Here is a 17,102-nt window from a genome sequence, read left to right as displayed (position 1 = left end):
GACAAAATAACAGCAAATTAAAAAACTACTATAGAAACCTACCATTATTTACCCATTTTCTTTGACTAATCTTTTCATTTGGATTTATTATAAAAGTATAACATAATTACAGGAGGTGACATCTTTATTCCAAATTAGGAATAAAGAACACACTTGGACATATTAAATATTTTTCTCATCTTTATACTTATCCTTATTTCTGGTTTTTTCGTTGCTTCAGAATTCGCTGTCGTAAAAGTACGAAAAAGTCGAATTGACCAGCTTGCTAATGAAGGTAATAAACAAGCATTAGCTGCAAGAAGCGTTTTATCTAACTTAGACGTTTATTTATCCGCTTGTCAGCTTGGCATTACTATCACCTCTTTAGGACTTGGTTGGCTTGGTGAACCAACTGTGGAACATTTACTGCGACCACTATTTGAAAAAATCAATATTACTGGAACAATGGCTAACACGTTATCCTTTATTATTGCTTTTAGTGTGATTACTTTTTTCCATGTTGTATTAGGCGAGTTAGTTCCTAAGTCTTTCGCAATCCAAAAAGCTGAAGCAATCACATTAAAATTTGCAAAACCGCTTATTTTATTTGATAAAATTATGTATCCGTTCATTTGGCTTCTCAATAGTGCAGCTATATTTTTCACAAAATTACTCGGTTTGGAGCCTGCGAAAGAAAATGAACTTGCCCATTCCGAAGAAGAACTACGACTCATTTTAGGTGAAAGCTATAAAAGCGGCGAAATTAATCAAACCGAATATAAATATGTAAATAATATTTTTGAATTTGATGATCGTGTTGCTAAAGAAATTATGGTACCTAGAACTGAAATGGTTTGTTTATCTACTGAAAATACGTTAGAAGAAAATATGAAAATCGTTGCAACTGAAAAGTATACACGTTATCCTATTATTGAAAAGGATAAAGATGATATTATCGGAATGATAAATACGAAAGAGATTTTTCATAATCAAACAAAAGGCATTTACAAACCACTTGATGCCTACATACATCCTGTTTTAACTGTATTTGAAACAGTTCCCATTCGTAAAACGTTAATACACCTCCAAAAGAACCGCGTACAAATGGCGATTGTTATGGATGAATACGGTGGAACTGCTGGCCTTTTAACGATGGAGGATATTCTTGAAGAAATTATCGGAGAAATTCAAGATGAATTTGACGCAGACGAATCACCAATGATTGAAAAGCGTACTCCTAGGCTTACTGTTTTAGATGGGAAAGTACTCATTTCTGAAGTAAATGATATGTTTGGCCTACATATCGATGAAAGTGATTTAGATACAATTGGTGGTTGGCTTCTCTCTCAATCAATTGATTTAAATATTGAGGCTGGCTATTCAGTTGAATATGATGGTTTTCAATTTAAAGCATTAGAACTTGATGGGCATCAAATTAAAAAGATTGCTGTACATAAATTAGATACTACAAAGGAGCTATAAAGTGACTGTTTTACTAACAATTTGTATCATTGCTTGTTTCATTGTTTCATTTCTTGCCTTTATATACCCCATTATCCCTGGCATCCTTGCCGTATGGGCTGGCTATTTCATTTATCATTTTGGAATAAACGGCGGAGAGTTAACGACATCTTTTTGGATTATTCAAGTCATTTTTACACTCTTCATTTTCGTTGCTGACTTTATTGCAAATGGATACTTCCTAAAAAAATACGGAAGTACAAAATCGGGCGAACGTGTTGGTATGGTTTCTATCATTGTCGGATCGTTCTTCTTCCCACCATTCGGGCTTATTATCATACCGTTCTTATCTGTATTTATTACGGAACTAATGCATAAAAAGGCGCCAAAAGACGCCCTTTTAGTCGGAATTGCAACTGTTGTCGGTTTTTTAAGTAGTACAGTAGCCAAAGCCATTCTCCAAATCATTATGATTATCATCTTTGTATGCTATATCATTTTTTAGCCATCCCTATTTTGGGATGGTTTTTTAATATGAAATACCTACTCGGCTTTTCTCGTATAAGCTTTTATTACGTAAACTCCATGTAAACTGAGCTGTATCACCAACTGTGATTTTCGATCCATCTGTTGGCAACATATCTTGTTCAGTTCGATATACACCGGTTACATCACCATCTATTAAATGCGTCGGACAAACAACAGTCCAACATAGTTTACTATTATTCAGCGCTTCATAAGCAGCTAAATGATCTTCCGCAGCTGTTGTCATTTTTCTTTTCGATTCTTTTGATTGGAAACGATATATACTTGGGTTTGTTCGCGCTTGTAAAATACCAGCAGTTCCTATTGTAACAATTTTCTTTATGCCCTCTTCTTCCATTTGCTTTATAATAATCGGTACACTCTTCTCTAACGTCCCATTCCGATCAGTTCCAAGAGCACTAATTACAATATCACATCCTTTAATCGCTTCCTTTATATCATCTCCGCTTAATACATTTCCCTTAATAACTTGCAACCTTTCATGCTCTGTTTCCACTCTACTCAAATCACGAACTAATACCGTTACTTCATATGAATCTTGTAATGCCAATTTCATAATGTGTGATCCTACTCTACCTGTCGCTCCTAATATGCATACTTTCATATATTATCCCCTCTTCCATTCTTTCTCTCTATTTTTCCGCAAAACTTACAAATATACAACAAAAAAGCTCCCTCGTATATGTGAGGGAGCTCTGTTATCCATTTGTCCCGCTATTTGCGGGCAGTAAATTCGGCGAATGCGAGGAAATTAGGTGGGAGATAACTGCCCGTAAATGCCCGATTGGTGTGGGCTAATAATCAGTGGGGATGGACAAAATCCCCACTGATTAAAGTTTCACTTTATTTCTTTTCTTTCGAATCAGAAGATTTTTCTGTTCCACTTGTTTCTTTATCTTTCTTTTCATCTTGCTGCGAAGTTGTGTCATCCTCTTTCTTTTTATCCTCATCTTTACTACAACCTACCATTAATAAAGAACTTGCAAGTGCCATAGCAGTTAATGACTTAACCCATTTGTTCATTTGCGTTTCCTCCCTTTGATAGAATATGTACAATCCCATATTACTCTTTTTTTTTAAAGGGAAGATTTAAAAACAGTAAAGATATTGTAAACTTTTGTAAATATTCCGATAACACAACTGGTTTTTCTCAATTCTTCTAATTGAGCCTTTCATTAGACATAAAAAAACTAAGACGCCTTTCATTCCGTCTTAGTTTTTCACGCAAACTTCTCACTTTCATTTTCATATAAATGTTTAATTTTATATTCCTTCTTCACAACATATTGCCAAACACTATAAGCATAACGATTCATTTTCACAAAACAATTTTCCAAGAAAGAACGAAACTCTGGGTTCGCAACTTCCACTGCAACTTGAGCAAACTTTAATGCTAATCGTTTCAAATGTGAAATATAACAAATAGCAATCCCAATATCCCCTGTATACTCATTATCTGTTTCCCTATCCATTTCAGTAAATTCCGGCCACATTTGTTTACAAGTTATATGTTGTATATTTTCTCCTTCTTGAAAATTCACTTGTTCATTATATGCTTGTAACATATACGGCAAATGATGCTGTAATATATCCTTTAATTCTTCATCTCGAACCTTGCTCGTGTATTCTCCAACTTTATATATAAGTGTGTAACTATATGTCATCAATTCTTTCATACAATCCATTAAAGCGCCTCCCTTCCTATTTCATCTCTATACTATAAATATGATGCGATAACATTTGATATTCTTGCTAGAAACCAATCCCATCTACTAATTTTCTCAAAATCTTCTTCAGAAAATCGTTTTGATTTATGAAAGTCTTCTTTTAATCGATTCCATACGTCAGCAACGACTGTCTTATCATATATGAAACAGTTAGATTCGTTATTTAAGTAAAAACTTCTATTATCAAAATTTGCTGTACCAATATCAACCATTTCCTCATCGATGATTGTTACTTTCCCATGAAAAAATCCATTTCGATATTGATAAATCTCCGCTCCAGCATCTAACATGTCTTTCAAATAAGGATAGGCAGCCTGTTTTAGCAATACTGCATCACTTTTAAATGGGACGAGGATTTTTACATGGACACCACGATTTAATGCATCTTTCAGCCCCTTCACCATTTCTTTACTCGGTACAAAATATGGTGTAGCGATAATTAAAGAATGTTTTGCCTTCTTTAAAAACGCTCCATACTCCTTCCATAAACCTTTTCCATTCGAAAATACGTATTGATATTTTACATTTCCTTGTACAGGTAACTCTTGGTGTATAGGAAACTTTTCTCCCGTATCTTCTTGCCAATCTTCCGCAAACTTCCGTTCCATATCAGTAGCTCCATTCCCTTCGATGCGTACATGATAATCACGCCACGGACCAAATTTAGGATCCTGTCCAAGATATTCCTTTCCGATATTGAAGCCACCAATGTACGAAACTTTCCCATCAATAGTAACAATGCGTCTATGATTACGTTGATGCAAAGAATAAAATAAGTTTTTTAATTTAGGTTTTTTACTAAATGTAAACTTCACGCCTTTTTCTTTTAATTGATTAATTATCTTTTTCTTAAGCTTATATCCGCCAATGCGGTCTACTGACAATTTCACATCTACTCCGCTAGATGCTTTTTTCTCTAATAACTGTAAAAACTTTTGGCTTACTTCATCTTTTCCTACAATATAAAAATGAACATACACATTCTTTTCTGCACGATTTATATCCTCAAATAAACTTTTATATAACTCATCACCGTTCGTATATACTTGAAAATCCCCTGATCGGATTTTTTCTAATTCATATCCACTAGCCATTTTCTTCCCCATTTCCACATCAACGTTCATCCATATGAATACACCTATAAAACAAATTATTACAATTAAAAAGCGCTTCATGGATACGTTCCTTTCTCTAACTACTGTTATTCCTATATCTTTCCTTTTTTAAAACATTATCATACAAAAAATATGTCATTGCATGATATACGTCCATATCAAACAGGAGCTCATCTGCATATTGTATGTTGTATCTTAAAATAAAAGGAGGAAATAACAATGGGCTTCGCACATGGTAATGGATTTGCGCTACTAGTCGTATTATTTATCCTCTTAATTATCGTCGGTGCTGCTTGCTTCTGCTAAGCAGTTATTGTAGTACGATATGGGGATGAAAAAACTATAAAAGCGGACACCTATTTTTAGGTGTCCGCTTTTCATTTCAAAAATCTCCTAACCTATTACAAAATAGTACCACTAGGAAAGTATTTCACATCAAAAAGTTAGCAGTGTAGCTACCTTCTTACTCTCTGCCTTACGAATATGGCGCTGTTCTGCACGTAACACAGCAATTCGATGCAATTCTTTCTCCTCTTCTGTCTCAGGGATAACACGCGGTACAGGAACTGGATTATTCTCCTTACTAAGCGCAACAAAAGTAACGAATGAAGTTGCTGCTACACGTTTTTTACCTGAAATTAAATCTTCTGCTACTACTTTCACAAATATCTCCATAGAAGTTCTTCCCGTCCAAATTACGAAAGATTCATAACTAACACAATCTGAAGAACGTACTGGATGTAAGAAGTCTACCCAATCCATAGACGCTGTGACACATTCCATTCTCGAGTGTCTCGTTGCTGAAATTGAAGCAACCATATCCATCTCCGCCAATATTTTTCCACCAAATAGCGTGTTATGATCATTTAAATCCGTTGGAAATACTCGACTCGTTTTAAACACCCTTGATTCATTAGCTGTTTTACCCTTTACTTCAGTCATTGTTATCACCCCTTTAATTATCTATCCCTAATATCCCAATATACACTACACCTCATGAACTACACGTTTAATATTAACAATTTTTAGAACTTTTAGTCTATAAAAAAGAACCGATTTTATCAATCGGCTCCTCTAAATACATATTGTTCTTTCGGCTGTTCAACTTTATTCCATTTCGTTACCTCTAAAACAGGAATATTTGCATGGAACGGCTGATAAAATTCAGTTGAAATTTCTCCCTCTATCTGAATCCAATCATCATTTTTCCACTCTACACCTTCTGGTTTTTTAACTAACATACCATATACACCCGAATCCGCTACACAATGTATAATACCGAAACGGAATAAGAAATATTGTTCCTTTTTAGAAGAATCATCTCGGAAAACAAATCCTTTATAAGACAGGGTTTTACCAGTAAATTCACCAGGATAATTATAAATTGTCTCCATACCCTTTAAGAAATCTTCATCTTTTAAAGTGATATTATCTTTCGTAACAAACTCTTTCTTCCCTTTTTCCATTACACCACGATATCCTTCTTTCCCGTAATAAATGCTCGTGTCAGGTCTTAGAAATTGTCTTGTCATAAATGGATCTTTACTTTCTGCTTGCGCTACTGGAAAATGGAATCCCTTCGCCTTAACAATATCGGAATCTAATGTTGCAATTGGGAAAAACAATCCTGTAATGATTGGAAAACAGAATAACGTGTAAGAAAACACTTTTTTCCACCATGTATTCTCATCTTTCGAATGATCATGCCCACAATGACTATGATCACAACTACAATCATGTTTCTCTTTTTCCTTTTGGTGCTCTTTTTGGAAAACGATAATAATTTGTACAATCGTTAAGAAACCTAAAATAATAGCAGCAGTTTTTGATAAATAGGCGTACTTCATATTTATATACTTCGTAATGTTACCGGAAATATGAAGCTGTCCAATTAAAATTGTAAAGCCTAATAATATATATGCTCGAAACATAACCTACCACCCCATCGCATAAATGAGTAGTGAGCTTGCATAAACAACAAGGGTAACTGTAACCGTCACAACAATTACAAATTTTGTTTTAAATGTCGCAAGCATCATAAACATATTTTTAATATCCACCATCGGTCCATATACGAGAAACGCGACAAGTGACGCTGTTGAAAATGTACTTTGGAATGACGAAGCAATAAACGCATCCGCTTCTGAACAAAGTGATAATATGTAAGCAAGCCCCATCATAACAGCTGGTGAAGAGAACGGCCCTTGTCCTATAGCAAGAAGTGTTGAAGTTTGTACGAACGTTTGAACTGCCGCTGCAATTAACGCACCTAATACTAAATATTTTCCCATCGAGAAAAATTCCTCAACAGCATGCGTACATACATCCCACATTTTTTTACGTAATGGACGCTTATGATTCACTTCTGGGAAGTGATCATCTCGTAATTGATGTTCTTTAAACATAAATGATAATATAATTCCAACGATAATTGCTACGATAATCGCTACAATAGAACGATACCATACCATGTGCATACTACTTCCAAAGGCAACGTATGTTGCAAATAATACGACTGGATTAATGATTGGTCCAGTTAACATAAATGCAATCCCGGCATAGGGCGGAACCCCTTTTCCGATTAATCGCCTTACAATCGGAACGATTCCACATTCACAGCCCGGAAACATCATCCCTAAAAAAGTAGCCATTAAAACAGACAGAAATCGATTTTTCGGCATCCATTTTGCTACCATATCTTCTGTCACAAACATTTGAATGAATCCTGAAATAAATACACCAATGAGCACAAAAGGAAGTGCTTCGATCAATATGGAGATAAAAATTGTATTCATTTGCAGGAATGCTTTCGGTAATTGAAACAATTCCATGATGTATTTCCTCCAACTTTTCATTAACAATATGTAATTTTAACCTCATTTTATGAATTGGACAAGACTTATACGGAATTCACCCCTTTCATATACATTACATTTTATAAGTTATATTCTATTCAAAATTTAGGATTTCATAGCAAAAAAGCTGCTCTAGCGCAGTTACACAACTATGCTAGAGCAGCTTTCTTCTCGTTAAAAGTAACGTTTCTTCCAAAAAACAAACGCTAATGTGAAAGATAGTGTTACACATATTATGAGTACAATTACAAAACCATGTGCTTCCCCTTCAAACGGAACCTTTACGTTCATTCCAAAGAAACTAGAAACCATCGTTGGTAACGATAAAATGATTGTAATAGACGTTAACAGTTTCATAACACTATTTAAATTATTTGATATAACAGAGCTAAAAGTATTCATCATTCCACTTAAAATGTGACTATATATTTCCGCCATTTCAATAGCCTGCTTATTTTCAATTAATACATCTTCTAGTAAATCTTGATCGTCTTCATACATTTTTAAAAATGTACTGTTACGCATTAATTTTTGAATTACAATTTTATTCGCCTTTAATGATGTTGTAAAGTAAACTAAACTTTTTTCAAGGCCTAGCAATGTAAAAATTTCTTTATTTTTCATCGACTTATTTAATTGGTGCTCTAAATCGATTGTTTTTCTGTTAATTTGCTTTAAGTATCTTAAATAATAAGTAGAAATCGTATATAAGAGCTGAAGTGCAAAGCGTGTCTTTTTAAACGTATAAAATTCTTTAATACGTTGATTAATAAAACGTTCAAAAATTGGGTTTTCTTCTAAGCAAATAGTAACAAAACAATCTGGCATTACAATCATACCTATTGGAATCGTGTCATAAATCGAATTTCCTTCTTCATCATGTCTAACTGTTGGAATATCCACGATTATTAAAGTATTATTGTCTTCCTTTTCAATACGAGAGCGTTCTTCATCATCTAAAGGGTCTTTAATGAAATCTAAGTCTACATTTAAAGTTTGTACTAGATATTGAATTTCTTCTTCCGTTGGATGAAGTACATTAATCCAGCAACCCTTTTGCATTTCCTCAACCTCTTGTAGTTTTCCGTTTCGGTCTGTTAAATAAATATTTAACATACTATCACCCCGATTCTTTTTACATGTAGGAATCTACCTCTCTTACATAACAGTTTTTGAACCGCCATTCTCAGCATATGAAACATACGTTTAAATTTCAATAGAAAAATTATTTTGAAAACGTTTTTATAAGAAAAATATTCTAAACAAAGAAAAAGACAGAGTGCTCTCTGCCTTAAAAAGCTTATGTTGCCTTTATAACATATTTAGAAAGCATCCACAAGTTAAAGCCAACTGAAATCGTATAACCAGCGTATGTTGAAATAATAAAACTTACATAATCGAAATACGGAAGCAATACGATATTTAAAACTATCTTCACAATAATACCAATTACTAATCCTAGCACTGTTTTCTGTTGTTGATTAATTCCTTGTAACATCGCAGCGGTTACTGTAAATAGTGAGAATAGTATACAAGCAGGAGCATAGTACTGCAAAATAATACTGCCCATCTCCGGATCATTTCCAGCACCAAATAAAAGAGTATACACTGGTTTTGCTAAAATCATCATTCCAATCGCCGCCGGTACGGTAATTCCTACCACTAATAAATTTGTCCTTGTAAAGTGTTTATACAGTAGCTTCTCATTTCCCGCTGTATAGGCTTTTGTCATCTCAGGTACGAGAGACATACTAAAAGCAGTCGCAACGGAAACCGGGATAAGTACAACCATCTGGACAAGACCAATTATCGCATTAATCTTCTCCGCTTCTCCTTGCATATATCCTATTTGTATAAGTAGTTTATTAATTGTAAATGTATCAATCGTCTGATATAACGGAATCGCTAATCCAACTACAACGAAAGGAATAGAATATGTAAACAGTTCTCTATACAACGAAAAAAAAGTTTTCGTCGTTTGTGGTATACTGGCAATCTCTTTTTTCTTTAAATGTTTTCTCCTTCTTATATAATACGCACTTAAAACACTTAATCCACCTAGTGCTCCCATAAATGCTCCAAACGTTGAAATACCAACTGCCAACGAAATAGAAGCTTTTATAACATATAAAACGACAAAGCTTCCTATCAAAATAGTTAAGACCCGAAAAAATTGCTCTACAACTACACTGAGCGCAGAAGGTCCCATAGATTGAAAACCTTGAAAGAAACCACGTAACAAGCTCATTACAGGAACGAGTATTAACGCAAAACTTACAATTTGAATATTGTGCGTGACAGCTACCACACTATTCCCCGACTGATCATTTCCATCAATCACAAGTTTAGCTAAATGTGGTGCTAACATATATAATGCTAAACAAGAAATAACGCCCATAATGACCATAAAAACGATACCACTCTTTAGCACTCTCTTAACAGTGTGATAATCATTGAGTTGATCATATTTTGAAACCATTTTTGAAACGGCAAGTGGTAATCCCATCGTTGCAATACTAAGCATAATTGTATAAGGACGGTATGCATACGTATATAATACGTACCCACTCGTACCCACCATTGCTGTAAATGGTATAACATATATAAACCCTAACATTTTAGATATCATCGTTGCCATCGTTAAAAATATCGTTCCACGTAAAAACGGTGATCCTTTCATCACATTCCCCCGCTACGCTTTATTATTACACATTATGGACAACTCCTTTTTTTTAGAACTGAAACAATAAAAAAAGCCAATGAAAAATCATTGACTTTAACGCGCTGCTTTTTTCTTTTTTAAATACTTTAAACCGAAGTATAGAGCAACAAAGAGAACAGCCCCTATAATTATGTAATGTGTGTAATCAGATGCATACTCTTTAATATGTCGCCAATTTCCACCAAGCTTTTCACCTAAGTATATAAATAGTATTGACCATGGAATTATCGCTACAACTGTATACAGTGTGAAAAGTTTTAATGGCATCTTAGCTAGTCCTGCCGGAATAGAGATTGCATGACGTACAATTGGGATAAAACGTGCCGAAAATATTACTCCAGCTCCGTAACGCTTAAACCAATTTTCTGCTATGTCTAAATGGTGTTTATTAATAAGTAGATATTTTCCATATTTCTCTACAACTGGACGTCCTCCATAGTATCCAAGCCAATATAAAAAGATTTGCGCTAAAGTACCACCGATTGTTCCAGCAATAACTGCACCGACAAAGCTAATTTTACCATCTGCGACTAAAAAGCCAGCATACGAAAGTACAATTTCACTCGGGATAATTTCAATCATTAAAGCTAGTGCTACTCCAAAGTAACCTAGACTTGCAAAAAATTGCAATAACTGATCTATTATGTTTGCTAACATTTTCTTTTCTATCTCCTTTTTTCTTCACATACCATCCCATTATTACATAAAGGTCGCATTCTGCCAATATCTTCATTTCAACAATATCATCGGCATAAGCATTATTAATCTATTAATGTTTCTTTTTGAGGTTCTTTCATGTAGGCAAACATTTCTTTAATTTGCTCTTCTGTATTTCTAGCAATCGATAAATTAGGTAATTCATTCTCATCAAAAAACTCCACATCTTCTGTTTCAATACTAGTTTTCTTTTCGCCACCAATAATCTTACAGCCAATAAAAATTTTATATACATGTGTTGCTGAAGGCGATGGTTGATGTTTTTCTTTATCAAATATAGCGAGTAGCTTAAAATCATCTACTTCATAGCCCGTCTCCTCTAAAACTTCTTTTGCTGCTACTTCTGTCGGCGTATAACCAACATCAGCCCATCCACCTGGCAATGCCCATTTCCTATCACTTTTTTCTTTCACAAATAATAGTTTTGCATTTTGAAAAATAACTGCCCGTATATCAACTTTAGGTGTTTGATAGCCTGTCTCACTTGCAAATAAATTCTCTACTACTTCCCAATCTGTCTTTGTGTAATGTGACATCATTAAAACTGAAATGTCCCGTAATTGTTGGAAACGCTCTATATCATAGACATCCTTAGAATACGTTAAACCCGCTTGAGCTATAGATTGTATTTGTTTTACCCAATCAATCCACTTGACCGTCATGTTTCCACATCTCCATTCTTTATTAAGTAAATATTACGTCAATTCAATTGATACATCTTTATTATACAAAAAAGAGATTGATAATGTTCCAATCTCTTTCAAAATTAATCTAATTCATGTAAGTGGTCTTGTATATACTTCCTTCTTTTATTTATATATTCATCAATCATATCAGCTTCTTGATCAAATGTTTCTAATTTTTCTTTCATATATGGATCTTGTAGTAAATATGGACGAATCGATTCACACAAACCTTCTACTTTCGGCATCATAAACGAAACGGTAAATTGTTCTTCTAATATTTCTTCCAAAATACTTCGGTATTTTTTTCTAAAAACAGGTATATCTAACAATCTTGCACTTAACGTATTATAACCTTGAATACGAATATATTCATGATTAAGTGGTCTCCCTTGTACATCTCGCCCCCAAGTCGCATCATAATCCCACGGTATCACTTCAAATAAATTTGTCTCATCGTTATGATATAGTGCATAGTTATGGACGAAGCCATCAAAGTTTTGCGTAAAAATAACTCCAGCTAACCATCGTAAATATTTATCTACATGTAGAAACTTCCCGATTTCTTTTTCATAATCTTCCCTCGACAAAGTATTCGCTTGAAATACAAATTCACTCAATTGTTCTTCACTATTTTTATTCGAATATTTAAATTCATAACCCGCAAAGAGCTCTGTCTTAACATCTTTATCTCGCTCACTCATTAACGAAAAATTCGCATCATCATCTATCGCATAATAAATAGAACCACTCGGTAGCCCTCTATTTTTCAAAAAGTTTTCATCAACTGATTCTAACTGTAAATACACACCTTGAATTTGACCATTAATTTTTATAAATACATGTTGTGATTTTGGCGAAAGTACACCAATATCATGAAAAAAATCTAAAGATAATTTATTTCGTATGAGAGACGGATCCATAAACTCAGAATTCAAATGAAACTCTTTCGCGCCTTGAAATTTTTTCGGTTTATAAAACATAACATGATAAGACTTTTTCTCAAATTCGCGAATATGAGCCCCTCGGTATACGATATCAATGTCATACTTCTTTTTTCCATAAGTTAATTTTGCTGGCACTGGACTATCTGACCAAATGTCCTTTTTCAATTCCACTAAGTACATTGGATGAACAAAAAAATCATATGAAGACAGCATATTTTCTCATCCCTTCTCAGTTCTCTTCATTCAATGTATGCGCCTTGTCTTGTCCATACATCCGCTATCATCTATTTATATAAAATTACACTCTTGTCCTGTTCAGAAAGAAGTCGAATCTCATATTATGTTAAGGAAAAAGAATACCTTTTCAATTTAACACTCGATAAGGAGGATTTCTATGAAACGTGATATTAGAAAAGCTGTTGAAGAAATCAAAAGTGCTGGTATGGAGGATTTCTTACACCAAGATCCAAGTACTTTTGAGTGCGATGATGATAAATTCTCTCATCATAAATGTACAACAGGGTGTAAATGTACAACAGGGCGTAAATGTCCAAGAACAAGATGTACTCGCGTAAAACATTGTACTTTCGTTACAAAATGTACTCATGTTAAAAAATGGACGTTTGTTACGAAATGCACTCGTGTGCGCGTTCAAAAATGGACGTTCGTTACAAAAGTGACGCGTAGAAAAGAATGCGTTTTAGTTACAAAACGTACTCGCAGAAAGCATTGTACTTTCGTTACAAAATGCATACGCTTTGAAAAGAAATTTTTCTGGACAAAACGAAGTTTCTGTAAAAAATGCGAATTCTTCCCTCACGGACACGGTCGCTCTTGCGATGATGATTGTGATCATGGTAAGGACTGTCACGATGACGGGCACAAATGGAATGATTGCAGAGACGGACATAAGTTCCCATCTTGCAAAAACAAGAAATTCGATCACTTCTGGTATAAAAAACGTAATTGCTAGTTTTTTATATCCACCAAAAAAGGTCGCTTTGCGACCTTTTTTACGTTTACTGAAAATGACTTATATCTGCAAATTGTTTTACTTTACCACGGTTTTCATCAAATTCAATCACACTAAGACTCGCGCTATGCATAAATGGCTCTTCCCATACATGTTCAATTTCAAAACCTGCAAAATGCCCTACGAGTAATTTCGCTGCTGCAGCATGAGTAACTATTAAAATATTTTCTCCTTTATGCTTTTCCAAAAGAAAGTGTATCCCTTCAATTACTCTTTTATGAACGGCCGCAAAGTTTTCCCCTGATGTTGACTGAAAAAGATGTGGTTCATTCCAAAATAAATGTACTTCTTCTGGATATTGCATTTCCAACTCAGCAATTGTTTGCCCTTCCCATATCCCCATGTTTATTTCATAGAAACATTCATCTTCTATAATTGGAAGATCGCGTTCCCCTTTAATCAATTCAGCAGTATGAAGTGTTCTTTCGCTTGGACTACTATATATGGCATGGAGTGGTAAATCCTTCATACGCTCCCCTAATTGTTTCGCTTGTATCATACCATTCTCTGTTAATGCTGAATTTTTCCGTCCTTGCATCCGCCCTGCTACATTCCATTCTGTCTCACCGTGCCTTGTTACATATACCGTTGTCTTCATTTCACATGCCCCCTTACCATTTCGGCCGCGATTCCCACGGCTCTACTCTCCCTACAATCCATTCTGTGCATTTACTTTCAATTCCTTTTATAACTCCGTCAGCAATCTCTTCATGAGTAAGCCATCTTGCATATGTATCTTCTAAAATAAACCCTAATATAATTCTATAATAACTACATAATGTCCCACCTATTTTTTGTGACTTCGTACGCGATGCACTACTACCTAATATATGAAATAAACTATACTTTTCCGATGACAATTCAACCTCATTACAAATGAGTCGTAATGCATGCTTTGCACTAGAGTGTATCCAGGCAACAACTAATGTTATTGGACCATTTTGTTCAATTGTATTTGTAATAGATTGCTTTACATCATCGTCATTTTGATAATCTAAAGGAAGACATGTAATATTTTCTGGTGCGGAACTAGCTTGCTTAACATTTTCTAATTTCACTTCATCTCGTCCAATAACAGACACACGAAATCCTTGATCACAAAGCCACATAGAAACTTTCTTTAACATTCCTGTTCCACCAATTACAAGTGCATGCAACTTCTTCCCCCCTTAGTAAAATGTCATATGAGGTTTTTCTTCTCTATAATAATTTAGACGGTCTTGCAGTGTCCCTGAATGAAACTCGAACTTGTGACCGTCAGGATCAACAAAATATATAGACCCACAATCTCTCACCTTACGTTCTCTTCCTTGTAAAATATGAACATTATTTTCTTCTAACCGATGTAACAGGCGTTCAAAATCTTTTTGTTCAACAGAAAATGCGAGGTGCGTATAAGATTGATGAATCTCCTTTCTTGGAATATGTGCCTCTTCGTTCAGTGCTATCCATACTCCACATATATTGAAATATGCAAGTTTTCTCCCTTTAACTAATAGTTCTCCTTCTAGCACTCTTTCATAAAACATAATAGCGTTTTCTAAATTTGATACTGAAAAACAAAGATGATTGATTCCTTTCAACACTCCACGTTCCTCCCTAAACAAATAAAAGATGAGCGAAAATTCACTCATCCTTTATTATACTATTTCTTTGTAATATATGCCCATTTATAACTAAAGTCGCCACCGAACGTATGGTTAGCAATACCATTTACATACGTCTTCTCTAAGTAAGCTGTACTTTGTTGGTACGTAGGAGAGATTGCAGCATCTTGACCAATTAAGATTTTTTCAGCTTCTGCAAGTGCTTTCCAGCGTGCTGCGTCATCTTTTAGTAGTTCTCCTTTTGATTTTGCTACTAAATCATCGTACTTCGGATTTGAATAATCCATTTCATTAAATGAGCTTCCAGTAACGAACATATCAATATATGTCATTGGGTCTGGATAATCTGGACTCCATGCAGATAATGAGAATTCATATTCAAATTTCTTTTCTAAATCTAACTTCTGCTTATATGGTTGTTGCTTCAAATTCACTTTAATACCAGGTAAGTTTTTCTCTAATTCTTCTTTAATAAAGTCGCCCACTTTTTTACGACTACCGTTATCATCATTTAGTAATTCTACTGTAATTGTATCTTGACCAAGTTCTTTCTTCGCTTCTTCCCACAGTTTTTTTGCTTTCGCAGCATTATCTTTACTGTCACGGAAATTTTTATTTACAGTACGGAAGTCTTTTCCATCTGGTCCTGTCGTAAACTTTTCAGGTACTAAGAAATACGCTGGCAATGATCCATCATTCAAAATTACATCCGCAATTCCTTTTTTATCGTACGCTAAATCAATCGCCTCACGAACCTTTTGATTTTTAAACGTTGCATTTTTTTGATTAAAACGTAGGAAATACATACGTGGATCTAACTTCGTTTTAAATTCATCTGGTTTATTCTTTTTATATTTGTCTACAAACTCAGAACTTAAAATGACACGGTCTGCTTGATCACTATCATATAAATTTACCCCAGTACTTGTCTCTTTTACTATACCCACATTAATTTCTTGTAATTTTACAGCATCTTTATCCCAATAATTTGGGTTTTTCTTTAACTGGTAACTTTGTTCATGTTTCCATTCACTCATTGTAAATGGTCCATTGTACAATAATTTATCTGCTTCTAATCCGTATTTATCCCCTTGTCCTTTTACATACTTTTCATTTAATGGGAAGAATGTAGGGAACGAAGTAAGCTCAAGGAAATAAGGTGCTGGTTGCTCTAATTCTACTACCAACGTTTTATCATCCTTCGCTTTAACACCTAATTGATCCGACGGTACTTCTCCTTTATTTACTTTCTGTGCATTTTTCACATCAAATAAAATAAATGCATATTCTGCTGCTATTGCTTTATCTAATGTACGTTGCCATGCATATACAAAATCTTGTGCTCGAACTGGATCACCATTTGACCATTTTGCATCACGTAATTCAAATGTATATGTCTTTTTATCTTCACTAATCTTCACGTCTTTGGCCATACCTGGAGTTGGTTTATTATCTTTATCTAGACGATATAATCCTTCCATTGCATTTACAAATACACGGAAAGATACAGAATCTGTTGATTTAGATGTATCCATTGAAGGAATTTCAGCTGTTTCTAGCAAATTTAAAACTTGTTTATCTGCCATTCCCTTACTTGATTCTTTCTTCGTTGTCGAAGCCTTCTCCCCATTCCCACATCCCGCAACCAGTACACTAGCCGATAATGCAACTGCAGCAATCGTTGTTACCTTTCTCTTCATTCTTCCTTCC

The 17,102-nt window shown here is 34.5% G+C and carries 20 protein-coding genes; 4 read left to right on the top strand and 16 right to left on the bottom strand.

The annotated features are described in order from the left end of the window. Positions 1 to 153 precede the first annotated feature (153 nt). Positions 154 to 1,461, top strand: coding sequence for a hemolysin family protein (locus JFU23_RS25775; RefSeq protein WP_002086044.1), 1,308 nt, complete (start codon positions 154 to 156; stop codon positions 1,459 to 1,461). Position 1,462: 1 nt separating this feature from the next. Next, positions 1,463 to 1,945, top strand: a complete 483-nt coding sequence (locus JFU23_RS25770; protein WP_000217328.1) for a DUF456 domain-containing protein — start codon at positions 1,463 to 1,465, stop codon at positions 1,943 to 1,945. A 24-nt stretch (positions 1,946 to 1,969) separates the two neighbouring features. On the opposite strand, the gene JFU23_RS25765 is transcribed toward JFU23_RS25770, so the two are convergent. From JFU23_RS25765 to cls, 4 genes are all read right to left on the bottom strand, one after another. Further along, positions 1,970 to 2,590: an NAD(P)-dependent oxidoreductase gene (locus JFU23_RS25765; protein ID WP_002086047.1), complete on the bottom strand. Its 621-nt coding sequence runs from the start codon at positions 2,588 to 2,590 to the stop codon at positions 1,970 to 1,972. Positions 2,591 to 2,829: 239 nt separating this feature from the next. After that, positions 2,830 to 3,009, bottom strand: coding sequence for a hypothetical protein (locus JFU23_RS25760; protein WP_002086048.1), 180 nt, complete (start codon positions 3,007 to 3,009; stop codon positions 2,830 to 2,832). Positions 3,010 to 3,206: 197 nt separating this feature from the next. Next, positions 3,207 to 3,671, bottom strand: a complete 465-nt coding sequence (locus JFU23_RS25755; RefSeq protein ID WP_002012450.1) for a spore coat protein — start codon at positions 3,669 to 3,671, stop codon at positions 3,207 to 3,209. 32 nt (positions 3,672 to 3,703) lie between these two features. Continuing rightward, positions 3,704 to 4,888 carry a cardiolipin synthase gene (cls, locus tag JFU23_RS25750; protein ID WP_002141405.1) on the bottom strand — a complete coding sequence of 395 codons (1,185 nt, stop codon included), beginning with the start codon at positions 4,886 to 4,888 and terminating at the stop codon, positions 3,704 to 3,706. 159 nt (positions 4,889 to 5,047) lie between these two features. On the opposite strand from cls, the gene JFU23_RS25745 reads away from it, so the two are divergent. Continuing rightward, the gene (locus JFU23_RS25745; protein ID WP_000505094.1) at positions 5,048 to 5,134 is read left to right on the top strand and encodes a YjcZ family sporulation protein; all 87 of its coding nucleotides are present in this window, start codon (positions 5,048 to 5,050) and stop codon (positions 5,132 to 5,134) included. 129 nt (positions 5,135 to 5,263) lie between these two features. Here the strand turns inward: JFU23_RS25745 and JFU23_RS25740 are convergent, their stop codons facing one another. From JFU23_RS25740 to cotH, 8 genes are all read right to left on the bottom strand, one after another. After that, the gene (locus tag JFU23_RS25740; RefSeq protein WP_002012448.1) at positions 5,264 to 5,770 is read right to left on the bottom strand and encodes an acyl-CoA thioesterase; all 507 of its coding nucleotides are present in this window, start codon (positions 5,768 to 5,770) and stop codon (positions 5,264 to 5,266) included. 119 nt (positions 5,771 to 5,889) lie between these two features. Continuing rightward, positions 5,890 to 6,759, bottom strand: coding sequence for a TIGR03943 family putative permease subunit (locus JFU23_RS25735; RefSeq protein ID WP_002012447.1), 870 nt, complete (start codon positions 6,757 to 6,759; stop codon positions 5,890 to 5,892). Positions 6,760 to 6,762: 3 nt separating this feature from the next. Beyond that, positions 6,763 to 7,659: a permease gene (locus JFU23_RS25730; protein WP_000418724.1), complete on the bottom strand. Its 897-nt coding sequence runs from the start codon at positions 7,657 to 7,659 to the stop codon at positions 6,763 to 6,765. Positions 7,660 to 7,857: 198 nt separating this feature from the next. Beyond that, positions 7,858 to 8,799, bottom strand: a complete 942-nt coding sequence (locus tag JFU23_RS25725; protein ID WP_000932392.1) for a magnesium transporter CorA family protein — start codon at positions 8,797 to 8,799, stop codon at positions 7,858 to 7,860. Between the two features lie 184 nt (positions 8,800 to 8,983). Then, on the bottom strand, positions 8,984 to 10,363 hold the full coding sequence (locus JFU23_RS25720; RefSeq protein WP_201033039.1) for a putative polysaccharide biosynthesis protein: 1,380 nt from the start codon (positions 10,361 to 10,363) through the stop codon (positions 8,984 to 8,986). 96 nt (positions 10,364 to 10,459) lie between these two features. Beyond that, positions 10,460 to 11,062: an undecaprenyl phosphate transporter UptA gene (uptA, locus tag JFU23_RS25715; protein WP_002031481.1), complete on the bottom strand. Its 603-nt coding sequence runs from the start codon at positions 11,060 to 11,062 to the stop codon at positions 10,460 to 10,462. Between the two features lie 104 nt (positions 11,063 to 11,166). After that, the gene (locus JFU23_RS25710; RefSeq protein ID WP_201033038.1) at positions 11,167 to 11,784 is read right to left on the bottom strand and encodes an NUDIX hydrolase N-terminal domain-containing protein; all 618 of its coding nucleotides are present in this window, start codon (positions 11,782 to 11,784) and stop codon (positions 11,167 to 11,169) included. A gap of 104 nt (positions 11,785 to 11,888) precedes the next feature. Then, on the bottom strand, positions 11,889 to 12,965 hold the full coding sequence (gene cotH / locus JFU23_RS25705; protein ID WP_201033037.1) for a spore coat protein CotH: 1,077 nt from the start codon (positions 12,963 to 12,965) through the stop codon (positions 11,889 to 11,891). 181 nt (positions 12,966 to 13,146) lie between these two features. On the opposite strand from cotH, the gene exsB reads away from it, so the two are divergent. Then, on the top strand, positions 13,147 to 13,725 hold the full coding sequence (gene exsB / locus JFU23_RS25700; protein WP_002135845.1) for an exosporium protein ExsB: 579 nt from the start codon (positions 13,147 to 13,149) through the stop codon (positions 13,723 to 13,725). Positions 13,726 to 13,771: 46 nt separating this feature from the next. Here exsB and JFU23_RS25695 read toward each other — a convergent pair whose 3' ends face one another. Genes JFU23_RS25695 through JFU23_RS25680 form a run of 4 tightly spaced genes read right to left on the bottom strand, consistent with a single transcriptional unit; the run spans position 13,772 to position 17,092 of the window. After that, entirely contained in the window at positions 13,772 to 14,383 is a 612-nt protein-coding gene (locus JFU23_RS25695; RefSeq protein ID WP_201033036.1) for a phosphoserine phosphatase 1, read from the bottom strand. Between the two features lie 13 nt (positions 14,384 to 14,396). Continuing rightward, positions 14,397 to 14,942 carry a short-chain dehydrogenase gene (locus JFU23_RS25690; RefSeq protein ID WP_201033035.1) on the bottom strand — a complete coding sequence of 182 codons (546 nt, stop codon included), beginning with the start codon at positions 14,940 to 14,942 and terminating at the stop codon, positions 14,397 to 14,399. Between the two features lie 12 nt (positions 14,943 to 14,954). Then, positions 14,955 to 15,371 (bottom strand): FosBx1 family fosfomycin resistance bacillithiol transferase, encoded by a 417-nt coding sequence (fosB, locus tag JFU23_RS25685; RefSeq protein WP_201033034.1) that lies wholly within the window; start codon positions 15,369 to 15,371, stop codon positions 14,955 to 14,957. A gap of 59 nt (positions 15,372 to 15,430) precedes the next feature. Next, positions 15,431 to 17,092 (bottom strand): peptide ABC transporter substrate-binding protein, encoded by a 1,662-nt coding sequence (locus JFU23_RS25680; protein ID WP_002126994.1) that lies wholly within the window; start codon positions 17,090 to 17,092, stop codon positions 15,431 to 15,433. Positions 17,093 to 17,102: the final 10 nt, after the last annotated feature.

The organism is Bacillus sp. TH50, assembly GCF_016650565.1.
GTDB lineage: Bacteria > Bacillota > Bacilli > Bacillales > Bacillaceae_G > Bacillus_A > Bacillus_A mycoides.
The sequence above is the reverse complement of the archived record's forward strand: the minus strand, read 5'-3'. Positions and strand labels throughout refer to the sequence as shown.